Genomic DNA, 16981 nt, shown 5'->3' with positions numbered 1-16981 from the left:
CCCACAGAATCAGCCCAGCGCTTTGACGCGGGCCGACAGGCGGGACATCTTGCGCGATGCGGTGTTCTTGTGGAAGACGCCTTTGGTGACGCCGCGCATCAGCTCGGGCTGGGCTGCGCGCAGGGCTGCGGTGGCCGCATCCTTGTCGCCGGATGCGATCGCTTCTTCGACTTTACGCAGATAGGTGCGGATGCGCGAACGGCGCGCTTTGTTTACGGCGAAACGCTTTTCGTTCTGACGGGCGCGTTTCTTTGCCTGGGGCGAATTTGCCATGTGACTTTGACCTTTGTTCGGTACGGTTATCTAGGGTTGCGCGCCACGGACATATCCGCACCGGATCAGAAATCACGAGTGTGAGTCGGGCCAGGCGGGCCGCACGCGCATGTATAGCGGCGCTTACTATCCAAGTTGCCCGACTTTGCCAAGCGGATTCTTGAGCGCGCGGCGCAGGCATGAGAAAGGCGGGCAAAAGCCCGCCAGATCGCCCCTGTTTAGAGCAGCTTACTTGTCGCGGAACTGAGCGGCCCGTTTTTCCAGAAATGCTGCCATGCCCTCTTTCTGGTCCTCAGTGGCAAACATCGAATGGAACACGCGCCGTTCAAACAGCATCCCTTCGCTCAGCGGCATCTCATAGCTACGGTTCACCGCTTCTTTGGCGGCGATTGCCGTCAATTGCGACTTCTCGGCAATCTTCTGTGCTGCGCTCACAGCCTCTTCCACCAGCTTCTTGGCGGGGACCACACGGCTGACAAGCCCTGCGCGCTCGGCCTCTTCAGCGTCCATGAACCGGCCGGTCAGGTTCATGTCCATCGCTTTGGATTTGCCAACAAAGCGCGTCAGGCGCTGCGTACCGCCCAGACCGGCAATGACACCCAGATTGATTTCGGGCTGACCAAACTTGGCGGTGTCCGCCGCGATGATGAAGTCGCACAACATCGCCAGCTCACAGCCACCGCCCAGCGCATAGCCTGCCACCGCAGCGATGATCGGCTTTCGGATGCCCGAGATGCGATCGTTAGCTTCGGCGAAAAGGTTTACGTTGAAGACGTCGACAAAGCTCATCTCGGACATCTCTTTGATATCCGCGCCGGCGGCAAAAGCCTTGTCCGAGCCGGTGATGACGATGCAGCGCACCTTGTCGTTGCTGTCCGCATCCTCCAGCGCGGCACCCAACTCTTCCAGCAACTGGGTGTTGAGCGCGTTCATCGCGTCGGGGCGGTCGAGTTTGATAAGGGCGACGTGGTCTTCGATTTCGACGATGATCGTCTCAAAAGCCATGAGGTGTAAGCTTCCGGTTGTTCCGTTCAGATACGATTCATTATCACGCGCAAAAGCTGGATCAAGCTATCTTTGGCATTGCGCACAGTAGAAGGATGAGCGACCGGACTGGGTGATTCTCTTGATCGACGCGCCGCATCCTTCGGTCCGGCAGGGCTCGCCTTCGCGCCCGTAGACGTCGAAGCTGTGCTGAAAATATCCAAGTTCTCCATCGGCTTGACGGAAATCCCGCAGCGACGATCCTCCGGCCTCGATGGCATCCTGCAGCACCTGTCTGATGATCGGCACCAGCGCCGCGACACGCGGTGCAGAAATCTGTCCGGCCTTGCGACGTGGCGACACCTTGCCGCGAAAAAGCGCCTCGCAGACGTAGATATTGCCCAATCCCGCAACGATTCCCTGATCCAGAAGCGCCGATTTGACCGGGGTGTTCTTGCCTTTGAACGCTTCAATCAGGTGCTGTTCGTGGAAGTCATTGCCCAAGGGCTCGGGTCCCAGAACCGAGAGCAGCTTGTGCTGCTCCGCCGATGCCGTCGGCAGCAGATCCATCGCACCAAACCGGCGCGGATCATTGAAGGTAATCCGTGCGCCGTTGGCCATATGAAACACCACATGGTCGTGCTTTTGCACCGCCGGATGGTCATGCACGAACTGCCCCAATGGGTCTCCGGACACCGTCATCCGCCCCGACATGCCCAGATGGATCAACAGGGTCTCTCCGCTGCTGAGATCGGCCAAGATGTATTTTGACCGCCGCCGCAGGCGCTGAACCGTCTGCCCGGTCAGCCGCTCGGCCATCCGCTTGGGGAACGGCCAGCGCAGATCGGGCCGGTTCACGTTTGCCCGTTCGATCACCACCCCCTCCATCGCAGGGGACAGGCCGCGTCTTACTGTCTCGACCTCGGGCAATTCGGGCATTAGATGGCTCCTATTCCAAAGGGCCGCATTGTGCCCGCCTCTCATGGCCCTATAACAGAGGCGAAATTCGACGAACGGCAAGGCAAATGTCCGACAACAGTGACAAGACCACTCATTTCGGGTTCGAAACCGTGCGCGAGGCTGAAAAGGCCGGTCGCGTGCAGGGCGTGTTCAACTCGGTCGCCTCGAAATACGACGTGATGAACGATGTCATGTCGATGGGCATCCACCGGGTCTGGAAAGACGCGATGATGGACTGGCTCGCCCCGCGACCCGGTCAGCGCCTGCTGGACGTGGCAGGGGGGACCGGAGACATCTCCTTCCGATTCCTCAAACGCGCAGGCCACGGCCATGCCACCGTTCTGGACCTGACCGAGCCGATGCTGGTCGAAGGCCGCCAGCGCGCCGAGGCCGACCAGATGGCCGACAGCCTGAACTGGGTGGTCGGTGATGCGATGTCCTTGCCGTTCGAGGACAACACGTTCGACGTCTACACCATCTCGTTCGGCATCCGGAACGTCACCCGCCCGCAGGAGGCGCTGAACGAGGCCTACCGAGTGCTGAAACCCGGCGGTCGCCTGATGGTGCTTGAGTTCAGCCAATTGCCCAATGACGGGTTGCAAAAGCTCTATGATCTCTACAGCTTCAACGTCATCCCCCGCATGGGCAAGCTGATCGCCAATGATTACGACAGCTACCAGTATCTGGTGGAATCGATCCGCAAATTCCCGGATCAGGAGACCTTCCTGAACATGATCCGCACCGCCGGATTCGAGAACGCCAAATACCGCAACCTGAGCATGGGCATCGCCGCGCTGCATTCCGGCTGGAAGATCTAGATGCGCGGCCCTCACAACATCATCCGCCTGATCCGCACAGGCGCCACTTTGGAGCGCACCGGCGCCATGAACGTGGTGCTGGATGCGTTCGAGGCCCCACGCGCCCTGCGCATCGTGGCGCATACCCTCGGCAAGCCCTTCCAATGGCTGGGCTACAAGGGCGACCCCGAGATGCCGCCCGCAACCCGCGCGCTGACGGCATTGGGCCCGGCCTATATCAAGTTCGGGCAGGTGCTCTCGACCCGCCCCGATGTGGTCGGCGATGAGTTGGCCGCGCAATTGCGTGTGCTGCAGGACAAACTGCCCCCCTTCTCCAAAGCCGAAGCCATGGCCGAGGTCGAACGCGAACTGGGCCAACCCGTCTCGGAAATCTTCAGCGATTTCAGCGAACCCATCGCCGCCGCCTCGATCGCGCAGGTTCACAAGGCCAAACTGACCAGCACTGGCGAGGATGTTGCCGTCAAAGTCCTGCGTCCCGGCATCGAACGTGCCTTCCGCAAGGACGTCGACGCCTTCTATTTCGCCGCCCGCATCGTCGCGCTCTGCGCCCCCGGTGCGCGCCGCCTTAGGCCGATGGAGGTGATCGAACATTTCGACGGCGTAGTGCGCGGCGAGCTTGACCTGCGCCTAGAAAGCGCCGCCGCCTCGGAATACGCCGCGAACACCAAGGACGACGCAGGTTTCTGGCTGCCCCCCGTGGTATGGTCCCTGTCCGCGCGCCGGGTGATGACCCTCAGCTGGGCGGACGGCATCCCACTCGGCGACAATGACGCGCTGGACGCCGCAGGCCACAACCGCCGCGATCTCGCGGAACGTGTGTTGCGCTTGTTCCTGCTACACGCCCTGCGCGATGGCTATTTCCACGCCGACATGCATCAGGGCAACCTCAAGGTTGCCGCCAACAGCGATATCATCGCCTATGACTACGGCATCATGGGCCATATCGACGAATACACCCGCCGGGTCTATGCCGAGATCCTCTTTGGCTTCATCCGCCGCGACTATAAACGCGTGGCCGAGGTGCATTTCGAGGCCGGTTACGTCCCAGCCAATCAAGACGTCGATGAATTCGCCCGCGCCCTGCGCGCAGTCGGGGAACCCATCTTCGGCATGGACGCCTCACATATCTCCATGGGCCGCCTGCTGAACTACTTGTTCGAAGTCACCGAGCGTTTCGGCATGGAAACACGCACCGAGCTGATCCTACTGCAACGCACCATGGTGGTGGTCGAAGGCGTCGCCCGGTCGCTTGACCCGCATATGAACATCTGGGAAGTCGCCCGCCCGGTGGTCGAGGACTACATCAAGAAATCCATCGGCCCTCGTGCCGCGTTGCGCGATTTCGGGAAAACAGCCCTCGTGCTGGCCCGCTTCGGTCCACGCCTGCCAGCGCTGGTCGAAGACGCCCTGATCGCCCAAACGCAAAAGGACGACCCAAAAGCCCACAGCGTCAGCGCACACCTTATTCCGGCGGCCGTGGGTGCAGCTGCAGGAGTTGCTCTAACGCTTCTGGTTATGGCGCTCGGCTGACACCAAGCCGCCCGCTTCATCTGGCTACAAATATCCTCGGGGGGAATCGCGCCTCAGGCGCGATGGGGGGCAGACAGCCCCCCTACCCAGGCTCGAAATCAGAGCTGTTCTATAGCGATCGCAATCCCCTGACCGCCGCCAATGCACATGGTAATCAGACCTTTCGATCCGCCCGTGCGCTCAAGTTCGTACAAGGCCTTCAGCGTGATGATCGCGCCGGTCGCACCCACCGGATGACCCAGGGCGATTGCTCCGCCATTGGGATTGACCTTGGACGCATCCAGACCCAGCTCTTTGTTCACAGCAAGCGCCTGCGCCGCAAAAGCCTCGTTGCTTTCGATCACGTCAAAATCGTTCACTGACAATCCGGTTTTGGCCAGCAGGTTCTGCACTGCCGGGACAGGACCGATCCCCATGACCTCGGGCCGGACACCGGCATGCGCGTACCCCAGAACCCGCGCCTTCGGTTTCAGACCGGCTTTCTCGGCCGCATCTGCCGTTGCAAGCACCATCGCAGCCGCACCGTCATTGATGCCCGAGGCATTCCCCGCCGTCACACGGCCTTCTTTCTTGAACACCGGTCGCAGCCCAGCCAGAACCTCGGCTGTGGTCGCCTTGGGATGCTCATCGACCTTGAAGTCCACCATGTCCCGCTTGACCTTCACCTGAACCGGCGCGATCTGAGTTTCAAAATGTCCGGCCTCGATCGCGGCCGCAGCACGGCCCTGGCTGGTCACGGCAAAGTCGTCCATCTGTTCACGCGTGATCTGGTGTTCGTCGGCCACGTTTTCTGCGGTCACACCCATATGCCCGGTTCCGAAAGGGCAGTTCAGCGCACCCAGCATCATGTCCAGCGAGGTGATGTCACCCATCTTCGCCCCCCAACGCGCCTGCGGAACGATATAGGGGCTGCGCGACATGCTCTCGGCGCCGCCCGCGACGGCAAAATCAGCGTCACCCAACATCAACGACTGCACAGCCGACACAATCGCCTGCGCCCCGGAACCGCAAAGCCGATTCACGTTCATCGCTGGCGTACCATTAGGAATCCCCGCCTGTATTGCAGCCACGCGGGACAGGTACATGTCGCGGGGTTCGGTGTTGATGACATGGCCAAAAACCACATGACCTACCTGAGCACCTTCCACACCCGAACGCTCCAGCGCCGCTTCTGTGGCAACTGTCGCCAAATCAATCGGCGCGGTTGAGGCCAAAGCGCCGCCAAAAGTGCCTATGGCCGTGCGCGCACCATCCAAAATCACTACGTCAGTCATGTTCTCTCCTCCAAATTCATGCCCATTATGCGCTTGCGGCATGATCTTCATATTAGACTCTCTGTCACGTGCGGAATTGACATTACGTAGCGCAACACGCATGGATTCCGTCATGACGGAAGATACAGACGATATCCTGAACCGCCTGCCTTCGCGCCTGAAAGAGGCACGCCGGGCCAAAGGGCTGTCCTTGGAGGCCGTGGCGAATCTCAGCGGGGTATCCCGTTCCATGGTCAGCCAGATCGAGCGTGGCGAAAGCAGCCCAACCATCTCGACGCTTTGGAATCTCACCCGTGCTTTGCAGGTCGATTTTGCCGGTCTTCTCGAAGACAACACGACCACCGATCAAATCGAGACCCTGCGGAAATCGGAAGTGCCCAGCATCGACAACATGGGCGAAAAATGCCGGATCCGTATCCTTTCACCCCCCGAAGAAGCAGGCGGGCACGAGGTCTATGACATCAGACTTCAAGCAGGTGGAAGCCTGAACAGCCAACCCCACGCACGAGGCGCGCGCGAGCAACTGACCGTGTTGCATGGCGCCGTCCGCGTCACCTCGGGGACAGCCGTCAGCAACCTGCAACAGGGGGACACCGCGCGCTATGCCGCCGATATCGTGCATTCCATCTCTGCTGATGAACCAGCCCGGGTCTTCCTGATCGTCAAGAACGCCTGATCCGGCGAACTTCCGCCTTCACGGATTTTTTTCCTTCATCTTGTATTTCTCCTATTTGGGAATTTCATCCGCTATGTTAGACACGCGACTCAGATGAACGGAGGTCGCCATGGCAGATGCATTCCTGTCCCAAATTTCTGACACGCTCGCGCAGATCGAATCGGAAGGTTTGTATAAACGCGAACGCATGATCACCTCGCCTCAGGGCGGCGAGATCACGGTGGGCGACAAACAGGTCATCAACCTGTGCGCCAACAATTATCTGGATCTGGCCGATCACCCCGCGCTGATCGACGCCGCCAAGGCCGCGATGGAGCCCAAAGGGTTCGGCATGGCCTCGGTCCGGTTCATTTGCGGGACGCAGGATATTCACCGCGAGTTGGAGCAGAAGCTGGCGCAGTTCCTGAACAAGGACGACTCGATCCTGTTCGCCGCCTGTTTTGACGCCAATGGTGGATTGTTCGAGCCTCTGCTGGGACCCGAAGACGCCATCATCTCGGACAGTCTGAACCACGCCTCGATCATCGATGGGGTGCGGCTATGCAAGGCCAAGCGCTACCGCTATCTGAACAACGACATGAACGACCTCGAGGCTTGGCTGAAACAGGCGCGCGAGGACGGGGCACGGCACATCATGATCGCCACCGACGGCGTGTTTTCGATGGATGGCTATCTGGCCAACCTGCCAAAGATCCGTGAACTGGCCGACAAATACGACGCCATCGTCATGGTGGATGACTGCCACGCCACCGGCTTCATGGGTCCGCGTGGTGCGGGCACGCCGGACCATTTCGGCGTCGACGTGGACATTCTGACGGGAACCTTGGGCAAGGCACTTGGGGGGGCAATCGGCGGTTATATCGCCGGGCCGCAGCCAGTGATCGACCTGCTGCGGCAGCGGGCGCGGCCCTATCTGTTCTCAAATTCGCTGCCGCCGTCCATCGTCGCCGCCGGACTGGAAGCGATCCGTCTGGTCGAACAGGGCGACATGCTGCGCGCACAGCTGTTTGGCAACGCCAAATACTGGCGCGCGGGGCTGGAAAAGCTGGGCTTTGACCTGCTGCCCGGAGAACACCCGATCATCCCGGTGATGCTGGGCGAGGCGCAACTGGCACAAGACATGGCCGCCAAACTGTTCGACGAGGGCGTCTACGTCTCAGGCTTTTTCTTCCCCGTCGTTCCGCGCGGTCAGGCGCGGATAAGAACGCAGATGAACGCGGCCCTGACCCGTGATGAACTGGACCGCGCGCTGGTGGCCTTTGGCAAGGTCGGTAAAGAACTCGGGGTGATTTCGTGATTCTGCCCTCTGCTATCGATGCAATTGGAAACACGCCGCTTGTTGACCTATCGCGCATTTGTCAGCGACTGGACCTGGACGGGCGCATTCTGGCCAAACTGGATTACCTGCTGCCTGGATTCTCGAAAAAGGATCGGGCAGCAAAGTCCATAGTCGAGCTGGCGCGCGCCGACGGCACATTGTCGCCGGGCCAGACAGTCGTCGAGCTGACTTCGGGCAACATGGGCACCGGTCTGGCAATCGTCTGCGGTATTCTTGGCCATCCGTTCGTCGCCGTGATGAGCGCCGGAAACTCGATCGAACGTGCGCGGATGATGCGCGCGCTGGGCGCGGAGGTTGTCATTGTCCCGCAAGCCGAGGGCAGCAAACCCGGCGAGGTTTCGGGCGCGGATCTGGCGTTGGTGGACGAAGCCGCGAAACGTATCACCGCCGAGCGCAAGGCCTTTCGGGCTGATCAGTTCGGCCATTCCGGCAATCCCAAAGCCCATACCACCGGTACCGGCCCCGAAATCTGGGAACAATCCGGCGGCACCGTCACGGCCTTTTGCGATTTTGCAGGCTCCGGCGGCACCTTGGCCGGGGCCGCAGCCTATCTGACACCGCTCGGAGTGCGCTGCTATGCGGTGGAACCCGAAGGCGCGCGGGCCATCGCGGGCGAAGCCATCAGCACCCCGGATCACCCAATTCAAGGTGGTGGCTACGCGATGAGCGATCTGGTCCATCTTATCGGCATCTCACTGGCCGGGCATCTGTCGGTCTCGGGCGACGCCGCGCGGGATGGCGCGCGCCTGCTGGCCCGGACCGAAGGCATTTTCGCCGGCTACTCGGCGGGCGCGAACCTTGCTGGCGCGATTGAGCTGTTGCGTGGTCCGGAAAAAGGCGGCTGCGTGGCGATTGTGATGTGTGACAGCGGTCTCAAATACCTGTCCACCAATTTGTGGGAGTGATCCGATGCGACCCAATACCATGAAAGCGCTCGAAAAGACGAAACCCGAAGAGGGCCTGTGGATGGTGCAGGCACCTGTCCCGGAAATCGGCCCGGATGAGGTTCTGATTCGCATCAACAAGACGGGCATCTGCGGTACCGATATACATATCTGGAACTGGGACGAATGGGCGGCCCATACGGTTCCGGTGCCAATGATCACGGGCCACGAGTTCGCCGGTGAGATTGTCGAGGTCGGGCGCAATGTAACCGGTCTGGAAATTGGCCAGCGCTGTTCAGGCGAAGGGCACCTGATCACACCCGACAGCCGCCAAAGCCGAGCCGGCAAGTTCCATCTGGATCCCGGCACGCGTGGTATCGGCGTCAACGAACATGGGGCTTTTGCGCAATACCTGAAACTGCCCGCCTTCAACGTCGTCCCCCTGCCGGATGATGTCCCCGATGAAATCGGCGCAATCCTCGACCCGCTGGGCAATGCCGTACATACCGCGCTCAGCTTTGATCTGCTGGGCGAGGACGTGCTGATCACCGGTGCTGGCCCCATCGGCATCATGGCTGCCGCCGTCGCCCGCCACGCAGGCGCGCGGCATGTGGTCATCACCGACATCAACGCCGACCGTCTGAAACTGGCCACCCATGTGGTGCCCACGGTGCGCACCGTGGATGTCACCACCGAGGACCTGCAGGACGTCATATCCCAGCTTGGCATGTCGCAGGGCTTTGACGTGGGGCTTGAGATGTCGGGCTCGCAGGCCGCGCTGGACCAGATGGTCGAGGCGTTGGTGATGGGCGGCAAGATCGCGCTGCTGGGCATTCCGCCGGGCAAATCCCCGGTCGACTGGTCGCGCATCGTGTTCAAGGCCATCACCATCAAGGGCGTCTACGGCCGCGAGATGTTCGAGACCTGGTACAAGATGATCGCCATGCTGCAGAATGGTCTGGATGTCAGCCGCGTCATCACGCACCGGTTCGGGGTCGATGACTTTGCCGAAGGCTTCGCCGCGATGAAATCGGGCCTCTCGGGCAAAGTCGTTCTGGATTGGACCTGACGCTCTGGAAAGTTGCAAAATGAGGTCCTAAACAGGGGCAGCACACCACCTGAGAGGGACCTCATGAGCGACAAGGACGACCGCTTTCTGGAACGCGGGATCGAAGACACGCTGGTCACGGATTTCGCGGAAACCCACCGCAAAAGCTATGGCGACTTCCTGCAGCTCAAGACACTTTTGAACCTGCAAAAGACCTTTCAAGACCCCGCTGAACCCGATGAGATGCTGTTCATCATAATCCATCAGGTCAGTGAGCTGTGGCTGAAACTGATGCATCACCAACTGGTCGAGGTCCGCCGCTTCCTGCAACAGGACGACTTCGGCCCGGCGATGAAGAACCTTGACCGGGTCAAGGCGATCCAACGGCAGTTGATTGCAGCGTGGGAGACGCTGCTGACCATGACCCCCGCCGATTACATGACCTTTCGGCAAGCATTGGGCAATTCCTCGGGCTTTCAAAGCTATGGCTACCGTCAGATCGAGTTTATTCTGGGCAACAAAGATGTCTCGACCCTGAAGGTCCACGAACACGACGCGGAAGTGATGGAGATGCTGAACGCCGCGCTCACCAAACCCTCGCTGTATGACGAGGTGCTGCACATGCTGGCCCGTCAGGGGTTCGACGTGCCGCAGGACCTGATCGAGCGCGACTATGCGCAGCCCTATTCCGGCGACCCGCGCATCGTGAAAATCTGGACCGAGGTGTTCCGTAACACTGACAAATACTGGGACCTCTACGCGCTGGCCGAAAAACTGATGGATGTGGAATCGCTGTTCCAGCGCTGGCGGTTCGACCATGCCACCGCCGTGGAACGGGTGATCGGGATGCAGCCCGGCACCGGCGGCTCCAGCGGTGTGGCCTTTCTGCGCAAGGCGCTGGAGTTGCGGTTCTTCCACGACCTTTACGACATGCGCACCGAACTGATGTATGCGGGGGACTGATGCTGTATCGCGGATTTTCACAAGGCGAACTGGAGCAGGAATATGCGCCCAGTTCGATGGTCGGCGGCGATCTGACGCCTTATCTGGCCAGCTATGCGGCCCTTAGCGCGCAGGCGCGAGCCGATCTGGAGGTGCAGGAAAACCTCGCCTATGGGGACAGCCCGACACAGGTGCTGGACTATTTTCCTGCCGCCGGTGCCAAGGCCCCGCTGCATGTGTTCATTCATGGCGGCTATTGGCAGGCGCTCAGCCAGCGCGACTCGGCGCTGATGGCCCCGGTGCTGCACGAGAACGGGCAGGCTTTTGCCACGCTGAACTATACGCTCGCGCCCGATGCCCGGTTGGGGCAGATGGTCGAAGAATGCCGCAATGCCCTGCTGTGGCTGGCATCGCAGGCCGAAACGTTGGGGTTTGATCCGTCGCATGTCACGCTTTCGGGCCACAGCGCCGGGGCGCATCTGGCGGCGATGGTGATGGCGACCTCATCGAACGCGCTGGCACAGGCCGCGCTGCGGGTACGCAATGTGATCCTGATCAGCGGGGTGTATGATCTTGAGCCGATCAGCCTGACCCCAGTGAATGATCCCTTACAACTGACGAAGGTCGAAATTCACGACCTTTCGCCCTGCCTGAACCTGCCCGCGCCGGGGCCACGTTACCGGGTGACGGTGGCCGAACGCGACACGCCCGAGTTCATCCGTCAAAGCCGCGACTATGCGGAGTTGCTGCGCAAGGCCGGGCATTCGGTCAGCTTCGATCTGCAGCGGGGCAAGCATCATTTCGACATCATCATGCCCTCGGGCACGTTTCTGTCGTCGCGCAGCGAATAGACCCCATCAAATGAAAACAGCGGCCCGATAAGCCGCTGTTTCTATGTTCGATTTTACCAGAGCTTAGTCGAGCGTCCGGGTGACTTCTTCGCGCTCGAAAATCTCGATCACGTCGCCCGCGCGGATATCGTCGTAGTTCTCGAACGCCATACCGCATTCCTGACCCGACTGAACCTCGTTCACTTCGTCCTTGAAGCGTTTGAGCGTTTTCAGCGTGCCTTCGTGGATCACCACGTTGTCGCGCAGCAGACGGACGCCTGCGGAGCGGCGGGCAACGCCTTCGGTGACCAGACAGCCAGCAACCTTGCCGACGCCGGTGACCTTGAAGACTTCGCGGATCTCGGCGTAACCGATGAACTTCTCGCGGATCTCGGCGCTTAGCAGGCCGGATGCGGCGGCTTTCACGTCATCCACGAGGTCATAGATCACCGAGTAATAGCGGATCTCGACACCCTTCTGGTTCGCGGTGTTCCGCGCCGATGCGTTGGCACGGACGTTGAAGCCAAAAATCGGCGCGCCAGAGGCTTCGGCCAGTCCCACATCCGTTTCAGTGATCGCACCAACACCCGAATGCAACACCCGCACGCGCACCTCGTCGTTGCCGATCTTCTCCATCGCCTGAACGATGGCTTCGGCCGAACCCTGCACATCCGCTTTCATCAGAATCGGCAACTCGGTGACGTTTTCGTCTTCCTTGGCCTTCTGCATCAGCTGCTCAAGGGTAGTCGCGGCACCGGCGGCGGCGCGTTTGTCCTTGGCGGCTTGCTCACGATAGGCAGCGATCTCACGCGCCTGCGCTTCGGTCTCGGTCACGTTCAGAACGTCGCCCGCCTCGGGCGTGCCGTTGAGACCCAGAACCTCTACCGGAACCGAGGGGCCAGCTTCCTTCACGCGGTCGCCCTTGTCGTTGATCAACGCACGGACCTTACCGTATTGCTCACCCACAACGAAGATATCGCCCTGACGCAGAGTACCGTTCTGAACCAGAACGGTGGCAACGGGGCCGCGGCCCACATCCAGCTGTGCCTCGATCACGGCACCTTGGGCGGCGCGGTCGGGGTTGGCTTTCAGTTCCAGAATCTCGGCCTGCAGCGCGATGGCTTCCAGCAGTTCGTCCAGACCCTGACCGGTGATGGCGGACACTTCGACGTCCTGAACCTCACCCGACATTTTCTCGACAATGACTTCGTGCTGCAGCAGATCGGTGCGGACCTTGTCCGGATTCGCATCAGGCTTATCAACCTTGTTGATCGCCACGATCATCGGCACCCCGGCCGCCTTGGCGTGGTTGATCGCCTCGATCGTCTGCGGCATCACCGCGTCGTCAGCCGCAACCACCAGAACCACGATATCCGTGACCTGAGCACCGCGCGAACGCATCGAAGTAAAGGCCGCGTGGCCCGGGGTATCCAGGAAGGTCAGCGTGGTGCCGCCATCGGTTTTCACCTGATAGGCGCCGATATGCTGGGTGATGCCCCCGGCCTCACCTGCCACAACGCGCGCGTCGCGGATTGCATCCAGCAGCGAGGTTTTACCGTGGTCAACGTGGCCCATGATGGTGATGACCGGCGGACGCGGCTGAAGGTCCTCGTCCTTGTCCTCGACCTCTTTGATGACGTCTTCCACGTCCGAATCAGAGACGCGGGTGACCTTGTGGCCAAATTCTTCGATGATCAGCTCGGCGGTATCAGCGTCGATGGTCTGGTTCTGCGTGACCATCATCCCCATCTGCATCAGCGATTTGACAACGTCAGCGACACGCTCGGCCATACGGTTGGCCAGTTCCGAGACCATGATCGCCTCGGGCAGCTGCACGTCGCGGATCACCTTTTCCCGCTCGACCGTGCCGCCCATGGCTTTCTGACGCGCACGCTCCTGCTTGCGCTTCATCGCAGCCATCGAGCGTTGGCGGTTGCCTTCGCCGCCGGTGGCCTGACCCAGTGTCAGCTTGCCCGAGCGGCGGTTGTCGTCGCGACCTTTGCCGCGGCCACGCTGCTCACGCTCGCGATCCTGCTTGCGCGGAGTCGCTGCGGGGGCCGGCTTATTGGCCGGCGCGCGTGCGGCTTTGGGCTCTTCTGGCGCAGGGGCCGCAGCAGCACGTTTGGCAGCTTCTTCTGCCTCAACGCGCTTGCGCTCTTCTTCCTCGGCCTTGGCGCGGGCCTTTTCTTCAGCCTCGCGCTGCTCGCGCTCTTTGGCCTCTTGCTCGGCCCGGCGGCGGGCGCGTTCTTCTTCACGCGCCTTTTCTTCAGCCTCGCGGGCGGCGGCCTCTTCGGCCTCACGGGCCTTGGCGGCCTGCAGCGCCTTCAGGCGGCGGTTCATCTCGGCGTCGGAAATCCCGGCAGGACGGCGCGACGGATCACCCGAAGGCGTTGCACCGCCGCTCGGCTTTCCGGCACCCGGCTTGGGGACCACCACGCGTTTGCGCTTGGTTTCCACCACGACATTCTTGGTGCGTCCGTGGCTGAAACTCTGTTTCACATTTCCGGGGCGTGCCCCGCCACGAAGACCCAATGTCTTTTTGCCGTCACTATCGCTCATAAAGCTTCTTACCCTTCCGCGCGGCTCTTGCCGCCGTCATCCTTTTCGCGCAAGCCACGCAGGCGCTGCGCTTCCTCTACAACACGTTTGGCGAGTCCGCCAGAGGCCAAGGCCGCATGAATCACCGTTTGGCGCCCAAATGCCGCCCCAAGCTCGTCCGCGGTCAACCAGCCGATGTATTTGCCGAAGTGCGGCGTGCTAAGTTTCGACTTACCGCGCCCCGACCCATCGCTGGCCTGAATCAGCACGCTTGCCTCTTCCCGGTCCAACCACGTCTTGACCTTTTCATACCCGGCAACCGCGTCACCGGACTTGCGCGCCAGGCTGAGCAATTCAACCACACGGCGCGCGATCTGTTTTTCGACCTCATCCGTCAGGTCCTTCGACGCGCTGACCTGCGCCTTGAACCCGCGCGAGAACAGTTTCTTGCCGACGGCCTTATCCAGCGCGGCGCGATCCGCCGCCACATAAACCCCGCGCCCCGGCAGTTTCGCCGCGACATCCGGATAGACCTGACCATCCGGCCCCGTCACAAAGCGGATCAGCCCGTATTTGGGCTGAACCTCGCCCGTGGCGATGCACTTGCGCTCGGGGCCTTCCGACCGATCCTTATGGACGCCACCGCGACCCATGTGCGCCACCCGAGGCCTGAGATCAGGCCTCGACCTCCTCGTCTGTTGCTTCGCCGTCTTCTTCGGCCTGCTCCAGTTCAGCCGGATCGACCCAGCCCAACATGATGCGCGCCGTCATGACCAAGTCCTGAGCTTCTTCCAGCGTCACGCCGAAAGGTTCCAGAACACCATCATCCTTGATGCGCTCGCCATCAACTGTGGTCCAGCCACCGGCCAGTTCCCAGTCGGCACAGGTTGCGAAGTCTTCCAGCGTCTTCACATCGTCCTTGGCCAGCGCTTCTACCATCTGGGGCGTCAGGCCTTCAAAGTCAATAAGGCTGTCTTCGGCACCCAATGCACGCGCCGCATCAAGCGCCGCCTTGGCCTGTGCTTCCAGGAATTCGCGCGCGCGGGTCTGCAGTTCCTGCGCGGTGCCTTCGTCCACACCGTCGATGACCAGCAGTTCGTCGATTTCGACATAGGCCACCTCTTCGAGGTTGGTGAAACCTTCCGAGACCAGCAGCTGGGCAAAGAATTCGTCCAGATCCAGCGTTTCCATGAACAGCTGGGTGCGGGCTTCGAATTCCTTCTGACGACGCGCCGATTCTTCGGCTTCGGTCATGATGTCGATGTCCAGACCGGTCAGCTGGCTGGCCAGACGCACGTTCTGACCACGACGGCCGATGGCGAGGCTCAGTTGCTCTTCGGGGACCACTACTTCGATCTTGCCGGCCTCTTCGTCCAGAACCACCTTGGAAACCTCGGCTGGCTGCAACGCGTTCACCAGGAAGGTCGGCTGATCTTCGTTCCACGGGATGATGTCGATCTTTTCGCCCTGCAGTTCGTTCACAACGGCCTGCACACGGCTGCCGCGCATACCAACGCAGGCACCGACGGGGTCGATTGAGCCGTCATAGGAAATCACGGCAATCTTGGCGCGCGAACCGGGGTCACGGGCCACGGCCTTGACCTCGATGATGCCGTCATAGATTTCCGGCACTTCCATCTTAAACAGCTCGGCCATGAATTCCGGCGCGGTGCGCGACAGGAAGATCTGGTGGCCACGCACCTCGCGGCGCACTTCTTTGATATAGGCGCGCACGCGGTCGTTGGGGCGATAGCTTTCGCGACCGATCTTGTCGTTGCGGCGCAGAACGGCCTCGGCACCGCCCAGATCGACGATGACATTGCCAAACTCTTCACGCTTGACCGCACCGTTGATGATGGTGCCTGCGCGATCCTTGAATTCTTCGTACTGACGATCCCGCTCGGCTTCGCGAACCTTCTGCAGGATCACCTGCTTTGCGGATTGGGCGGCAATCCGGCCCATTTCGACCGGCGGGACTTCTTCCACGAAAACGTCACCGACCTCGGGGTTTTCCATGTACTGCTTGGCCTGTTCGACGGTGAACTCGGCCTGATAGTTCTCAAGCTCTTCATCCTCTACCACGGTGCGCACACGGGTAAAAGTCGCCTTGCCGGTCTTGCGGTCGATGGAGACACGAATGTCCATCTCGGCGCCGTAACGGCTCTTGGCGGCACGGGCGAGCGATTCCTCCATCGCTTCGACAACCAGACCGGGGTCGATCATCTTTTCGCGGGCCACGGCCTCGGCGGTCTGCAACAGCTCCAGCTGGTTGGCTGAGGTGATTGCCATCAGTTCGTCTCCTCTTCGGACCCTTCGGTCTCAATCTCGTCGAAAGCGTTTTCGTTCAGAGCACCGGCGTCTTTGCGCTGGCGCAGCATTTCCTTGATCAGATCATCGGTCAGGACCAGCTTGGCGTCGCTCAGCCAATCGAATTGCAGACCGATGGTGATCGTCTCGTCCCCTTCGGGGATGTTGATAAGAACCTCGTCCCCCTCGATCCCGGCCAACTCGCCCTTAAAGCGACGGCGACCATCGATCAGCTCGGCGGTCTCAATCTTGGCCTCATACCCTTCGAAGGTCTCAAAATCCTTGAGACGGGTCAGAGGCCGGTCGATACCGGGGCTGGATACTTCCAGCGTATAGGCGTCCAAAATAGGATCCTCGACATCCAACGTGGCGCTGACCGCGTTGGAAATCTCGGCGCAATCATCCACTTCGATGCCGCCATCGGGCTTGTCGGCCATGATCTGCAGCGTGGTCTGCTTGCCGCTCATCAAACGGATGCGCACCAGCTCATACCCCAGATCCTCAATCACGGGGGTGATGATCTCGGCCAGTCGCCGGTCGATGGCAGCTTTGGCTATCAGGTCGTTTGTCATTCGGGT

The 16981-nt window shown here is 60.9% G+C and carries 16 protein-coding genes; 8 read left to right on the top strand and 8 right to left on the bottom strand.

Annotated elements, in window-relative coordinates:
- Positions 1–9: 9 nt before the first annotated feature.
- The 3 genes from rpsT to mutM all read right to left on the bottom strand — a co-directional run bounded on the left by rpsT (position 10) and on the right by mutM (position 2196).
- The gene (gene rpsT / locus ACR0KM_RS07340; protein ID WP_142638226.1) at positions 10–273 is read right to left on the bottom strand and encodes a 30S ribosomal protein S20; all 264 of its coding nucleotides are present in this window, start codon (positions 271–273) and stop codon (positions 10–12) included.
- 228 nt (positions 274–501) lie between these two features.
- Positions 502–1278, bottom strand: coding sequence for an enoyl-CoA hydratase (locus tag ACR0KM_RS07335; RefSeq protein WP_480823317.1), 777 nt, complete (start codon positions 1276–1278; stop codon positions 502–504).
- A gap of 66 nt (positions 1279–1344) precedes the next feature.
- Positions 1345–2196, bottom strand: coding sequence for a bifunctional DNA-formamidopyrimidine glycosylase/DNA-(apurinic or apyrimidinic site) lyase (mutM, locus tag ACR0KM_RS07330; RefSeq protein ID WP_480860748.1), 852 nt, complete (start codon positions 2194–2196; stop codon positions 1345–1347).
- Between the two features lie 86 nt (positions 2197–2282).
- On the opposite strand from mutM, the gene ubiE reads away from it, so the two are divergent.
- Positions 2283–3035 (top strand): bifunctional demethylmenaquinone methyltransferase/2-methoxy-6-polyprenyl-1,4-benzoquinol methylase UbiE, encoded by a 753-nt coding sequence (ubiE, locus tag ACR0KM_RS07325; RefSeq protein WP_480860746.1) that lies wholly within the window; start codon positions 2283–2285, stop codon positions 3033–3035.
- Positions 3036–4565 (top strand): 2-polyprenylphenol 6-hydroxylase, encoded by a 1530-nt coding sequence (ubiB, locus tag ACR0KM_RS07320; RefSeq protein ID WP_480860744.1) that lies wholly within the window; start codon positions 3036–3038, stop codon positions 4563–4565. It begins immediately after the preceding gene.
- 98 nt (positions 4566–4663) lie between these two features.
- Here the strand turns inward: ubiB and ACR0KM_RS07315 are convergent, their stop codons facing one another.
- Entirely contained in the window at positions 4664–5839 is a 1176-nt protein-coding gene (locus tag ACR0KM_RS07315) for an acetyl-CoA C-acyltransferase family protein (protein ID WP_480860742.1), read from the bottom strand.
- Between the two features lie 112 nt (positions 5840–5951).
- Between ACR0KM_RS07315 and ACR0KM_RS07310 the strand changes: the two genes are divergently transcribed.
- The 6 genes from ACR0KM_RS07310 to ACR0KM_RS07285 all read left to right on the top strand — a co-directional run bounded on the left by ACR0KM_RS07310 (position 5952) and on the right by ACR0KM_RS07285 (position 11579).
- Positions 5952–6515, top strand: a complete 564-nt coding sequence (locus ACR0KM_RS07310; protein WP_480860741.1) for a helix-turn-helix domain-containing protein — start codon at positions 5952–5954, stop codon at positions 6513–6515.
- Between the two features lie 109 nt (positions 6516–6624).
- A complete protein-coding gene (locus tag ACR0KM_RS07305) occupies positions 6625–7812 on the top strand; it encodes a glycine C-acetyltransferase (protein ID WP_480860739.1) in 1188 nt (395 codons plus the stop codon).
- Positions 7809–8759 carry a PLP-dependent cysteine synthase family protein gene (locus ACR0KM_RS07300; protein ID WP_480860737.1) on the top strand — a complete coding sequence of 317 codons (951 nt, stop codon included), beginning with the start codon at positions 7809–7811 and terminating at the stop codon, positions 8757–8759. The genes ACR0KM_RS07305 and ACR0KM_RS07300 overlap by 4 nt, the downstream gene beginning before the upstream one ends.
- Before the next feature lie 19 nt (positions 8760–8778).
- Positions 8779–9807 carry an L-threonine 3-dehydrogenase gene (tdh, locus tag ACR0KM_RS07295; protein ID WP_480860772.1) on the top strand — a complete coding sequence of 343 codons (1029 nt, stop codon included), beginning with the start codon at positions 8779–8781 and terminating at the stop codon, positions 9805–9807.
- 63 nt (positions 9808–9870) lie between these two features.
- Positions 9871–10749, top strand: a complete 879-nt coding sequence (locus ACR0KM_RS07290) for a tryptophan 2,3-dioxygenase (RefSeq protein ID WP_480860735.1) — start codon at positions 9871–9873, stop codon at positions 10747–10749.
- On the top strand, positions 10749–11579 hold the full coding sequence (locus tag ACR0KM_RS07285; RefSeq protein ID WP_480860732.1) for an alpha/beta hydrolase: 831 nt from the start codon (positions 10749–10751) through the stop codon (positions 11577–11579). Before ACR0KM_RS07290 ends, ACR0KM_RS07285 begins: the two co-directional genes overlap by 1 nt.
- A gap of 63 nt (positions 11580–11642) precedes the next feature.
- Here the strand turns inward: ACR0KM_RS07285 and infB are convergent, their stop codons facing one another.
- The 4 genes from infB to rimP are packed head-to-tail and all read right to left on the bottom strand — an operon-like array spanning position 11643 to position 16975.
- On the bottom strand, positions 11643–14117 hold the full coding sequence (gene infB / locus ACR0KM_RS07280) for a translation initiation factor IF-2 (RefSeq protein WP_480823299.1): 2475 nt from the start codon (positions 14115–14117) through the stop codon (positions 11643–11645).
- An 8-nt stretch (positions 14118–14125) separates the two neighbouring features.
- Complete coding sequence (locus tag ACR0KM_RS07275; RefSeq protein ID WP_480860731.1) at positions 14126–14749, bottom strand: RNA-binding protein; 624 nt, start codon at positions 14747–14749, stop codon at positions 14126–14128.
- A 22-nt stretch (positions 14750–14771) separates the two neighbouring features.
- Positions 14772–16385, bottom strand: a complete 1614-nt coding sequence (gene nusA / locus ACR0KM_RS07270; RefSeq protein WP_480823295.1) for a transcription termination factor NusA — start codon at positions 16383–16385, stop codon at positions 14772–14774.
- A complete protein-coding gene (gene rimP / locus ACR0KM_RS07265; protein ID WP_152459779.1) occupies positions 16385–16975 on the bottom strand; it encodes a ribosome maturation factor RimP in 591 nt (196 codons plus the stop codon). The genes nusA and rimP overlap by 1 nt, the downstream gene beginning before the upstream one ends.
- Positions 16976–16981: the final 6 nt, after the last annotated feature.

It is taken from the genome of Ruegeria sp. G10 (assembly GCF_056533645.1).
This window is presented reverse-complemented; position numbering and strand designations above follow the sequence as displayed.

Bases quoted from the DNA above. Each gene is read 5' to 3' on its own strand.
- ACR0KM_RS07275 (WP_480860731.1), bottom strand. From the start codon at position 14,749: ATGGGTCGCGGTGGCGTCCATAAGGATCGGTCGGAAGGCCCCGAGCGC.
- mutM (WP_480860748.1), bottom strand. From the start codon at position 2,196: ATGCCCGAATTGCCCGAGGTCGAGACAGTAAGACGCGGCCTGTCCCCT.
- ACR0KM_RS07305 (WP_480860739.1), top strand. From the start codon at position 6,625: ATGGCAGATGCATTCCTGTCCCAAATTTCTGACACGCTCGCGCAGATC.
- ubiE (WP_480860746.1), top strand. From the start codon at position 2,283: ATGTCCGACAACAGTGACAAGACCACTCATTTCGGGTTCGAAACCGTG.
- ACR0KM_RS07335 (WP_480823317.1), bottom strand. From the start codon at position 1,278: ATGGCTTTTGAGACGATCATCGTCGAAATCGAAGACCACGTCGCCCTT.
- ubiB (WP_480860744.1), top strand. From the start codon at position 3,036: ATGCGCGGCCCTCACAACATCATCCGCCTGATCCGCACAGGCGCCACT.
- infB (WP_480823299.1), bottom strand. From the start codon at position 14,117: ATGAGCGATAGTGACGGCAAAAAGACATTGGGTCTTCGTGGCGGGGCA.
- nusA (WP_480823295.1), bottom strand. From the start codon at position 16,385: ATGGCAATCACCTCAGCCAACCAGCTGGAGCTGTTGCAGACCGCCGAG.
- tdh (WP_480860772.1), top strand. From the start codon at position 8,779: ATGAAAGCGCTCGAAAAGACGAAACCCGAAGAGGGCCTGTGGATGGTG.
- ACR0KM_RS07285 (WP_480860732.1), top strand. From the start codon at position 10,749: ATGCTGTATCGCGGATTTTCACAAGGCGAACTGGAGCAGGAATATGCG.
- ACR0KM_RS07310 (WP_480860741.1), top strand. From the start codon at position 5,952: ATGACGGAAGATACAGACGATATCCTGAACCGCCTGCCTTCGCGCCTG.
- rpsT (WP_142638226.1), bottom strand. From the start codon at position 273: ATGGCAAATTCGCCCCAGGCAAAGAAACGCGCCCGTCAGAACGAAAAG.
- ACR0KM_RS07315 (WP_480860742.1), bottom strand. From the start codon at position 5,839: ATGACTGACGTAGTGATTTTGGATGGTGCGCGCACGGCCATAGGCACT.
- rimP (WP_152459779.1), bottom strand. From the start codon at position 16,975: ATGACAAACGACCTGATAGCCAAAGCTGCCATCGACCGGCGACTGGCC.
- ACR0KM_RS07290 (WP_480860735.1), top strand. From the start codon at position 9,871: ATGAGCGACAAGGACGACCGCTTTCTGGAACGCGGGATCGAAGACACG.